This window comes from Streptomyces fildesensis, from assembly GCF_016107395.1.
GTDB lineage: Bacteria > Actinomycetota > Actinomycetes > Streptomycetales > Streptomycetaceae > Actinacidiphila > Actinacidiphila fildesensis.
Map to the genome: position 1 here is coordinate 17,325 of NZ_JAAIKO010000004.1, position 9,413 is coordinate 26,737.

The 9,413-nt window shown below is 72.4% G+C and carries 10 protein-coding genes; 9 read left to right on the forward strand and 1 reads right to left on the reverse strand.

Going from position 1 to position 9,413, the window contains the following annotated elements; translation table 11 throughout:
* Window positions 1–180 precede the first annotated feature (180 nt).
* The 3 genes from C6N31_RS08105 to C6N31_RS08115 all read left to right on the forward strand — a co-directional run bounded on the left by C6N31_RS08105 (window position 181) and on the right by C6N31_RS08115 (window position 2,951).
* Window positions 181–981, forward strand: a complete 801-nt coding sequence (locus C6N31_RS08105; RefSeq protein WP_138356629.1) for an ABC transporter permease — start codon at window positions 181–183, stop codon at window positions 979–981.
* Between the two features lie 175 nt (window positions 982–1,156).
* Window positions 1,157–1,921 carry an ABC transporter permease gene (locus C6N31_RS08110; protein WP_164295480.1) on the forward strand — a complete coding sequence of 255 codons (765 nt, stop codon included), beginning with the start codon at window positions 1,157–1,159 and terminating at the stop codon, window positions 1,919–1,921.
* Between the two features lie 7 nt (window positions 1,922–1,928).
* The gene (locus C6N31_RS08115) at window positions 1,929–2,951 is read left to right on the forward strand and encodes an ABC transporter ATP-binding protein (protein ID WP_138356617.1); all 1,023 of its coding nucleotides are present in this window, start codon (window positions 1,929–1,931) and stop codon (window positions 2,949–2,951) included.
* Window positions 2,952–2,957: 6 nt separating this feature from the next.
* Here the strand turns inward: C6N31_RS08115 and C6N31_RS08120 are convergent, their stop codons facing one another.
* Entirely contained in the window at window positions 2,958–4,100 is a 1,143-nt protein-coding gene (locus C6N31_RS08120; RefSeq protein ID WP_198357315.1) for an aminotransferase class V-fold PLP-dependent enzyme, read from the reverse strand.
* Window positions 4,101–4,240: 140 nt separating this feature from the next.
* Between C6N31_RS08120 and C6N31_RS08125 the strand changes: the two genes are divergently transcribed.
* The 6 genes from C6N31_RS08125 (at window position 4,241) to C6N31_RS08150 (ending at window position 9,356) form a co-directional block, all read left to right on the forward strand.
* A complete protein-coding gene (locus tag C6N31_RS08125) occupies window positions 4,241–5,587 on the forward strand; it encodes a DUF445 domain-containing protein (protein WP_138356619.1) in 1,347 nt (448 codons plus the stop codon).
* Window positions 5,588–5,647: 60 nt separating this feature from the next.
* Complete coding sequence (locus C6N31_RS08130) at window positions 5,648–6,466, forward strand: class E sortase (protein ID WP_138356620.1); 819 nt, start codon at window positions 5,648–5,650, stop codon at window positions 6,464–6,466.
* Between the two features lie 29 nt (window positions 6,467–6,495).
* A complete protein-coding gene (locus tag C6N31_RS08135) occupies window positions 6,496–6,693 on the forward strand; it encodes a DUF3311 domain-containing protein (protein ID WP_244809195.1) in 198 nt (65 codons plus the stop codon).
* The gene (locus C6N31_RS08140) at window positions 6,690–8,168 is read left to right on the forward strand and encodes a sodium:solute symporter family protein (protein WP_138356621.1); all 1,479 of its coding nucleotides are present in this window, start codon (window positions 6,690–6,692) and stop codon (window positions 8,166–8,168) included. Before C6N31_RS08135 ends, C6N31_RS08140 begins: the two co-directional genes overlap by 4 nt.
* Before the next feature lie 48 nt (window positions 8,169–8,216).
* On the forward strand, window positions 8,217–8,525 hold the full coding sequence (locus C6N31_RS08145; protein WP_138356622.1) for a DUF6412 domain-containing protein: 309 nt from the start codon (window positions 8,217–8,219) through the stop codon (window positions 8,523–8,525).
* Window positions 8,526–8,624: 99 nt separating this feature from the next.
* On the forward strand, window positions 8,625–9,356 hold the full coding sequence (locus tag C6N31_RS08150) for a YidC/Oxa1 family membrane protein insertase (protein ID WP_198357316.1): 732 nt from the start codon (window positions 8,625–8,627) through the stop codon (window positions 9,354–9,356).
* Window positions 9,357–9,413: the final 57 nt, after the last annotated feature.

A 9,413-nucleotide genomic window follows, 5' to 3' on the forward strand; every position in this document is an offset into this window, starting at 1 on the left:
CGATCAACGCCGCGCACCCGTGACAGGGCTGTGACAGGCCGAATGGCTGATCCGGTGCACTCGAAAGGGTGGAAAACCATTGGCAGGTCCTCCCGATGGGCGATTAAGCTCGGCAGCTTTGGCGCGAACGGCGGGTGCGGGACCAGGCCCTGACGGAGGGGACGTGGGGGAGTGGGGGGCATCCGGCTGTACGCGGCGGTCGCGCTGAGCGGGTTCCGGCGGTTCGCGACGTACCGGGTGGCGACGGCCGCCGGTGTCTTCACCAACACGGTCTTCGGTTTCATCCTCGCCTACACCTATATCGCGCTGTGGGACGCGCGTCCGGGGCTGGGCGGCTACGACCGGTCGCAGGCGCTGACGTATGTGTGGGTGGGCCAGGCGCTGCTGATGACCACGGCGATGATGGGCGGCGGTTTCCAGGACGAGTTGATCGAGCGGATCCGTACCGGGGACGTGGCGATCGATCTGTACCGGCCCGCCGACCTGCAGGTGTGGTGGCTCGCGACCGACCTGGGCCGGGCGGCCTTCCATCTGCTGGGGCGGGGCGTCGTCCCGATGCTGATCGGCGCGCTCGCCTTCGAGCTGACGCTGCCCGCGAGCGCGCTGACCTGGCTGTTGTTCCTGGTGTCGGTGACGCTGGGGGTCGTCGTCAGTTTCGCGCTGCGCTATCTCGTCGTGCTGAGCGCGTTCTGGCTGCTCGACGGTGCCGGGGTGAGCCAGATCGCCGGGCTGGCCAGCATGTTCTTCTCCGGCGCGCTGCTGCCGCTGACGCTGTTCCCCGGCTGGCTGGGGGAGCTGGCGCGGGCCCTGCCGTGGGCGGCGCTGCAGCAGATCCCCGCCGATGTCTTCCTCGGCCGGCACACCGGCACCGGTCTGCTGCGGGTGTTCGCCTTCCAGGCCGGCTGGGCGCTGGCGCTGCTCGCGGCCGGGCGGGCGCTGCAGTCCGTGGCGACCAGGAAGGTGGTGGTGCAGGGTGGCTGAGGGCGGAGCGGCCGAGCGGGTGGTGGCCGGCGGCGGTGCGGCCGGGCTCGGTGCGGTCGAGGACAGCGGGTTCGGAGCGGCCGGGTTCGAAGCGGCCGGGTTCGAAGCGGTCGACAACAGCGCGCCCGAGCGCCGGGTGGTCGACGGGCTGCGGGCGTACGGGCTGATCGTCGCGATGTGGGTGCGGTCGACGATGGCGTACCGGGCGTCGTTCCTGATGACCGCGTTCGGGAACTTCGCGACCACCGGACTGGACTTCGCCACGATCCTGCTGATGTTCTCGCACGTCACGACGCTGGGCGGGTTCACGCTTCCCGAGGTGGCGTTCCTGTACGGGACGACCAGCACCGCGTTCGGGCTGGCCGATCTGACGATGGGCAGCATGGACCGGCTCGGGCGCCGGGTACGGGACGGCACGCTGGACACACTGCTGCTGCGCCCGGTGCCGGTGCTCGCGCAGGTGGCCGCCGACCGGTTCGCGCTGCGGCGGCTGGGGCGGATCACCCAGGGCTCGCTGGTGCTGGGCTGGTCGCTGAGCCGCCTCGACATCGACTGGACGGTGCTGAAGGTGCTGATGATGCCGATGATGCTGCTCAGCGGAGGCGCGATCTTCGGGGCGGTGTTCGTGGCCGGGGCGGCCTTCCAGTTCTGGGCGGGTGACGCCTCGGAGGTGCAGAACTCCTTCACGTACGGCGGGAACACGCTGCTGCAGTACCCGCCGTCGATCTTCGCCAAGGACCTGGTGCGCGGCGTCACCTTCATCGTGCCGCTGGCCTTCGTCAACTGGCTGCCCGCGCTGCGGATCCTGGGCCGCGACGATCCGCTGGCGCTGCCGGGGTGGCTGGACTTCGCGTCACCGCTGGTGGCGGTGGCGTGCTGCGCGGTGGCGGGGCTGGCGTGGCGGACGGGTCTGCGGTCGTACCGGAGCACGGGAAGCTGAGGGGCGGATGGTGGGGACAGTGGACGGCAACGGCGCGCACATCGAACTCGACGCGGTGGAGAAGGTCTTCGACGTCCGCCGCAAGGCCGGGCGGTGGCGGCGGGAGCGGCATCAGGTGCGGGCGGTCGACGGGATCTCGTTCTCGGTGCCGCGCGGCGAGATGGTCGGGTACATCGGGCCGAACGGGGCCGGGAAGTCCACCACCATCAAGATGCTGACGGGCATCCTGATGCCCAGCGGCGGGCGGGTGCGGGTCGCGGGGATCGACCCGTCGCGGGACCGGACGAAGCTGGCGCGGCGGATCGGTGTGGTCTTCGGGCAGCGCACCACCCTGTGGTGGGACCTGCCACTGAAGGACTCGTACCAGCTGGTGCGGCGCCTGTACCGGATCGAGGACGGGCGGTACGCGAAGAACCTCGCGCGCTGCGTCGACCTCCTCGACCTCGGCCCGCTGCTGGACGTGCCGGTGCGCCAGCTGTCGCTGGGGCAGCGGATGCGCGGTGACATCGCGGCGGCGCTGCTGCACGATCCGGAGGTGCTGTACCTGGACGAGCCGACCATCGGCCTCGACGTGGTCAGCAAGGCGAAGGTGCGGGAGTTCCTGCGGACGGTCAACGCCGAGCAGGGCACGACCGTGCTGCTGACCACGCACGATCTGACGGACATCGAGCAGCTCTGCGAGCGGGTGATGGTCATCGACCACGGGCGGCTGATGTACGACGGCGGGCTGAGCGGGCTGCACGCGGTGGGGGAGAGCGAGCGCACGCTCGTCGTCGACTTCGAACGGGAGCTGCCGGCGGTGGTGGTGGCGGGCGCGCGCTGTGTGAAGGTCGAGGGGCCGCGCCAGTGGCTGGCGTTCCCCGCGGCGGCCAGCGCGGCTCCGCTGGTCGCCGAGCTGGCGGCGCGTTATCCGCTGGTGGACCTGTCGGTGCGGGAGCCGGCGATCGAGGACGTCATCGCGCGGATGTACTCGTCGTCGCCGGTGCCGGCCCAGACAGCGGTCCCGGCGGCGGGACGTTCGGCGCGGTGAGGACGTTCAGCGCAGTGAGGCGAGGGCCGCGTGCACGCGGTCGACGGCGGCCAGCGGGGTCGAGGCGTGCGCCGACAGGCGCAGGGAGTCCGCGCGGACCGTCGGGGTGACCTCGTACCCGTGCAGCGCCTTGGCGACGAGCCGCGGATCGGTTCCGGGGATGCGGAAGGAGACGATGCCGGCGCGCTGCTCCGGGGCGACGGGGGACAGCACCTCGCCGCCGCAGGCCAGAACGGTGTCGATGAGTTGGGCCACCCGGGTGGTGATGTGCTCCTCGATGGCGGGCACCCCGGACCGTTCGACGAGTTCCAGGGCGGCGGCGAAGGCGGCCGCGGTGACGGGGCTCAGGTTGGTGATGCTCCACCGCTGGGCGCCGGCGGCGGGCGGGTGCTCGCGGTCGTCGAAGAGGCCCGCGTCCTCGACGCCGGTCCAGCCGGTGAGGACGGGCTCCAGCCGCTCCAGCGCCCGGTCGGACAGCGCGGCGAAACCGGTGCCCCAGCCGGCCCGCAGCCACTTCTGGCCGCCGGTGACGACGACGTCCGCGGCCTGCCAGGGCAGGTCGGCGACGCCGAAGCCCTGGATGGCGTCCACGACGAGCAGCCGGTCGCCGATCACCTCGCGGATCGCGGCCAGGTCGGCGCGGTGGCCGGTGCGGAAGTCCACGGCGCTCAGCGCAACGGCCACCACGTCACCGGCGCCGGGTCCGGTGAGGGCGTCGCGGACGGTGTCGGGGGTGATCAGGCCCCGCTGGTCGGGCTCCAGCAGGCGCGGTACGGCCCTGCCGAGCTCCGCGGCACGCTGCCACGGGTACCGGTTGGAGGGGAATTCCCCGGACGGGACGAGCACGGTGCCGCCGGTGATGCCGAAGGCGGCGTGGAACAGTCCGGTGGACGTGTTCGGCAGCAGCACGATGTGGCCGGGGTCGGTCCCGGCCAGCCGGGCGGCGGCCTCCCGGGCCCGGGGCTCGGCGCGCATCAGGGCGTCCACCGTGCTGTGGGTGGCACGGGCGGAGTCGGCCAGCGCCTGCGCGGTGGCGTCCAGGACGTCGCGGGACGGCGGGCCGTAGCGGGCGAAGTCCAGGTACCCCTCGGGCTCCTCGAAGTGTCCGGCGTAGCCGGGCAGCCCTCCGGTCCTGTCCTGCGCTGTCATGGCGGCTCGCTCCCTCGGTGCGGGGTCCCCGGACGGCGTTCGCGGCCGTCCGCCGTTCCTGGCGTGACTTCCCGGGACGCGGGGAACCTGTTGTTCGTTCCCAGGTTGGCAGTGGCGGTGACAATACGCGGGTGGAGCGGATGGAAGCAGCGGTAGTGAGCGATCCAGGCGGCGGTCCCGACGACGGTCCACGCGGCGGTCCACCGGCCGGTCCGGGTACGGCGCCGAGCGCGGCGGAGGCCGCCGACGCGGGGCGGCGTCGCGGGGTCCGCCGGATGAAGGTGATCGCGACCGGGCTGCTGCTCGCCGCGACGGTCGTCTACGCCTTGGCGAAGTGGGCGGACTCGGCCGGCGCCGGTCCCTGGGCGGGGTACGTCGCGGCCGCCGCGGAGGCGGGCATGGTCGGTGCGATGGCGGACTGGTTCGCCGTCACGGCGCTGTTCCGCCGCCCGCTGGGACTGCCGATCCCGCACACCGCGATCATCCCGACGAAGAAGGACGCCCTCGGCCACAGCCTGGGCGATTTCGTCGGCGAGAACTTCCTGTCGGCCGACGTCGTCAGGACCCGGCTGCGGGCCGTCGGCATCGGCTCACGGCTCGGCACCTGGCTCGCCGACCCCGAGCACGCCGACAAGGTGACGGAGCAGGCCGCGGCGGCGCTGCGCGGGGTGCTGAAGGTGCTGCGGGACTCCGACGTCCAGGCGGTGGTCGGTGAGGCGATCACCCGGCGCGCGGAGGGTCAGGAGGTGGCGCCGGGCGTCGGCAGGATGCTGGAGCGGGTCGTCGCGGACGGTGGCCACCGCCGGGTGGTCGACCTGGTCTGTGTGCGGGCGCACGACTGGCTGGTGGAGCACGGCGACTCGGTGATGGACGCGGTGCAGGGCGGCGCGCCGGGGTGGACGCCCCGGTTCGTGGACCGCAAGGTCGGCGAGCGGGTCTACAAGGAACTGGTGCGCTTCACCGCCGAGATGCGCGACATGCCGGACCACCCGGCGCGCGGGGCGGTGGACCGGTTCCTCGGGGACTTCGCCGTCGAGCTGCAGTCCGACCCGGACACCCGTGAGCGCGTCGAGCGGCTGAAGAAGGACCTGCTGGCGCGCGGCGAGGTGCAGGATCTGATCGAGTCGGCCTGGACCGCGGTCCGCGGCATGGTCGTGGCCGCCGCCGAGGACGAGCGCAGCGAGCTGCGGCTGCGGACCCGCGCGTCGCTGCTGTCGCTGGGCGCCCGGATGGCGACCGACCCCGCCCTGCAGGCGAAGGTGGACGGCTGGCTGGAGGACGCCGCCACGTATGTGGTGACGACCTACCGGGACGAGATCACCTCCCTGATCACCGAGACGGTGGCGGGCTGGGACGCCGACCAGACGTCCCGCAAGATCGAGGCGCATGTGGGGCGTGACCTGCAGTTCATCCGGATCAACGGCACGGTCGTCGGAGCGCTGGCGGGGCTCGCCATCTACTCGGCGTCCCGGCTCTTCGCCGGCTAGGAACGTTCCGCCGGACAGGCCCCTGTCCGGCGGGCCGGGAACGGCCGTATCGTCACCCGTATGACGGTGCGTCAGAAGTCCAGGCCGGTCCGGGTCGTCGTCCAGGGCCAGGGGCGGCTGCTGCGGCGCGGCGGCGCGCGGCGCACTCCGCTGGGGCGGACGCTGTGGGGCGCCGCCGAACTCGCCGTGACGTTCGGGGTCGTCGTGCTGCTGCTGGTGGCGCACCAGTTGTGGTGGACGAACCTGCGGGCGCACGAGTCCGCGCGGCGCGAGGTCGCGGCGCTGGAACAGCAGTGGAACGCGGCCCCCGCACCGGCTCCCGCATCCGACCCGGCGCAGGCTCCCGGCGATACGCCGACGATGGATACATCCGATGAAACGGCGTCCGCCGGGCCCTCGCAGCGGGAGGTGACGGCACCGGAACGGGACGATCTGGCCTACGCCGTGATCCGCATCCCCGCGATCGGGGTGACCGCCCCGGTCGCCCAGGGCATCAGCAAGTCCGCCATCCTCAACCATGGCTACGTCGGCCACTACCCGCAGACCGCCCAGCCCGGCCAGGCCGGGAACTTCGCCGTCGCCGGGCACCGCAACACCCACGGAGAGCCGTTCCGCTACATCAACCGGCTGCGGGCCGGCGACACGGTCACCGTCGAGACGGCCACCGGCCGCTTCGTCTACGTCGTGGAGAAGACCGTGCCGCAGACGAATCCCTCCGACGGGTCCGTGATCGCCCCGGTGCCGTTCAGCTCCGTGCACCCGGACGCCCGGATGACCGGCGCCGGCGCGTACATCACGCTCACCACCTGCACACCCGAATACACCTCCAAGTACCGGCTGGTGGTGTGGGGGCGGCTGAAGTCGGCGCGGGCGCGCTAGGGTCGGGCCGCGTGTCCAAGGTGCCCAGGGTGTTCCGAGGCCGACGCCATCTGCTGTGGCTGCTCGTGCCGTACGTGCTGTACCTCGGCGCGCTGCCGCTGGTGAATCGGGTGCACCCCGTGGTGTTCGGGATTCCCTTCCTCTTCTTCTGGATGCTGGCCGCCACGCTGGCCACCCCGCTCGCGGTGTGGCTGGCCTACCGCGGCGACCGGCGGAGGCGTACGTGAACGCCGCGGTCGCCACCTCGGTCTTCGGCGTTTTCATGGTGGCGACCGTCGCACTGGGGCTGCTCGCCGTCCGCGGGCGCGGCTCGCAGGGCGGCCTCACCGAGTGGTCGGTGGGCGGCCGCAGCCTCGGCCCGGTCTTCATCTGGGTGCTGATGGCCGGTGAGAGCTACACCAGCTTCAGCTACCTGGGCGCGGCCGGCTGGGGCTACAACTTCGGCGCGCCCGTGCTCTACGTCCTGGCGTACCTGTCGTGCGGCTACGCGGTCGGCTACGTCGTCGGCCCCATGCTGTGGGCCTACGCGCGCCGCCACGACCTGGTCGGCATCACCGACATGATCGCCCACCGCTACGCCAGCCCACGGCTCGGCGCGCTCGTCGCCGTCCTCGCCACCGTCTGCCTGCTGCCGTACATCCAGCTGCAGATCACCGGCATGGGCGTCGTCGTCTCGACGATCTCCTACGGGGCGATCAGCCTCTACTGGGCGTACTTCCTCGGCTTCGCCGTCACCACCGGATTCGTCGTGGTCAGCGGGCTGCGCGGCAGCGCCTGGGTGTCGGTCCTCAAGGACGTCCTCGTCATCGGGACCCTCGGCTTCCTCGCCTGCTACGTCCCCTTCCACTACTTCGGCGGCTACGGCGAGCTGTTCCGGCGGCTGACCGAGGAGAAGGCGCAGTGGCTGACGTTCCCCGGGCACACGTCCGGCGGTCTCGGCGAGAGCTGGTTCATCACCACGAGCCTGCTCAACTCGCTCACCGTGGTGATCTTCCCGACGACGGTCGCCGGCTATCTCAGCGCGCGCGACGCGGACGCGCTGCGCCGCAACGCCATCGCGCTGCCCTTCTACCAGGTGCTCCTCCTCGTCCCGATCCTGCTGGGCATGGCGGCGCTGTTCGTCGTGCCGGGCCTGACCGGCGCCGGCTCCAACCTCGCCCTGTTCCAGCTGATCACCGACTCGCTGCCGGCCTGGGCCGTCGGGATCATCGGAGTGGCCGCGGCCCTGTCGTCCATCGTGCCCATGGCGGTGTTCATGCTCGTCATCGGCACCATGTGGGGCCGCAGCGTGCTCGGCGCGGTCCCGCGGCTGGCCGGCCGGCAGAAGCTGTGGTCGCAGGTGGTCGTGGTGGCCGCCGGCTCGCTCGCGCTGCTGCTGACGTACACCCTCCCCAACACCCTGGTGCGGCTGTCGCTGATCTCCTACGAGGGCATGGCGCAGCTCGTCCCGATGCTGCTGCTCGGCCTGCTGTGGCGCCGGCTGACCCTCGCGGGCGCGCTCAGCGGGCTGCTGGCGGGGGGTGCGGTCGTGTGCTGGCTCGTCTTCACCGACCGCGATCCCCTGTGGGGCGTGAACGCGGGGCTGCTCGCGCTCGCCCTGAACGTGGCCGTCGCCCTCGCCGTGACGTACGCCCTGCCCGCGCCGGCCGACACACGGCCGGACGACGAGGTCCTCGCGCAGGAGGCACTGCCCGCCGCCTAGACCGTGGGGCTACCATCGGAATCCGGACCGACTGGAGGAGGCGAGCTCGTGCGACGTGACACCGCCGCGTTCCGCCTCTTCGTGGGCGCGCTCTTCCTCGCCCTGTCCGGGGTGCTGCTGACCCAGACCGGCCTGGTGTCCAGCGCGGCCGCCGCCGCGACCACGGTCGCCGCCGCACTGCTGTGCCGCGCCTTCGTCGTCACCGCCGCCTGGCCCGGGCCCGTGGTGCCCGGCCGGATCCGGACCGCGATCCGGGACCGCGAACGCCGTACCGCCTTCCTCGTACAGCGCGATCCCGATGCCTCGGGCCGACCGCGCCCCCGAGCGCCCGGCCGTCTCGTCCCGACGGCCGCGTAGGCGCTACCGCACCGGTACCCACCGGTTCCCGCTGCGCCCCGCGCGGCTCGTCACGCCGACTTCTTCCGGCCCGACGAGACCCCGTGGAGGGCTCACCCCATGTCCGTATTCGCTCATTTCGTCATGTCCGTCGCCTCGCTGCTCGGCCCGCTCCTGGGCGCTTCGGCGACCGCGGCCGCCATCGTCGCGATCACCGTCGCCGTCCGCCTGGCCCTCCATCCGCTGGCGCGGGCCGCCGCCCGCGGTGAGAAGGCGCGGGCCGCCCTGGCGCCGCGGGTGGCCGAACTGAACCGCAAGCACAAGAAGAACCCGGAACGGCTCCGGAAGGCACTCGCCGACCTCTACGCGAAGGAGGGCGCCTCGCCGTTCGCCGGCTTCGTCCCGATGCTCGTGCAGCTGCCGGTCTTCTTCCTCATGTACCGAGTCTTCTCCTCCTCGGGCGGCGACCTTCTCGACCACACCCTCTTCGGCGCACCCCTCGGCGGCCGGTGGAAGGACGCACTCGCCGACGGCGGGGTGGCCGGGCCGCACGGCGCCGTCTTCCTCGGGCTCTTCGCGGTGATCGCGGCCGTCGCGGGCTGGACGTATCTGCGGGCCCGGAAGGCCGCCGCGACCGCTGCCATGCCCGCGGCACCCGGTGCCGCTCCCGGCGCCGCCGCGATGGCGAAGATCCTTCCGCTGCTCTCCTTCGGCACCCTGCTGACCGCCGCCTACGTCCCGCTGGCGGCCGGGCTGTATCTGGCCACCACCACCGCCTGGAGCGCCGCGGAACGCGCCTGGCTGCAGCGTGCCCCACATGTGGCACTGAATGCCGCGAAGTCCACTTCGTGAAAGGGGGTTGCGTGACGGCCGCGACTACTTGGAGGATCTGCCAAGACATCCGATGAC

What these genes read in the sequence shown, in the direction of transcription:
- C6N31_RS08110 (WP_164295480.1), top strand. Translation starts at nt 1,157, where the DNA reads ATGTGGGTGCGGTCGACGATGGCGTACCGGGCGTCGTTCCTGATGACC.
- C6N31_RS08115 (WP_138356617.1), top strand. Translation starts at nt 1,929, where the DNA reads ATGGTGGGGACAGTGGACGGCAACGGCGCGCACATCGAACTCGACGCG.
- C6N31_RS08120 (WP_198357315.1), bottom strand. Translation starts at nt 4,100, where the DNA reads ATGACAGCGCAGGACAGGACCGGAGGGCTGCCCGGCTACGCCGGACAC.
- C6N31_RS08125 (WP_138356619.1), top strand. Translation starts at nt 4,241, where the DNA reads ATGGAAGCAGCGGTAGTGAGCGATCCAGGCGGCGGTCCCGACGACGGT.
- C6N31_RS08130 (WP_138356620.1), top strand. Translation starts at nt 5,648, where the DNA reads ATGACGGTGCGTCAGAAGTCCAGGCCGGTCCGGGTCGTCGTCCAGGGC.
- C6N31_RS08150 (WP_198357316.1), top strand. Translation starts at nt 8,625, where the DNA reads ATGTCCGTATTCGCTCATTTCGTCATGTCCGTCGCCTCGCTGCTCGGC.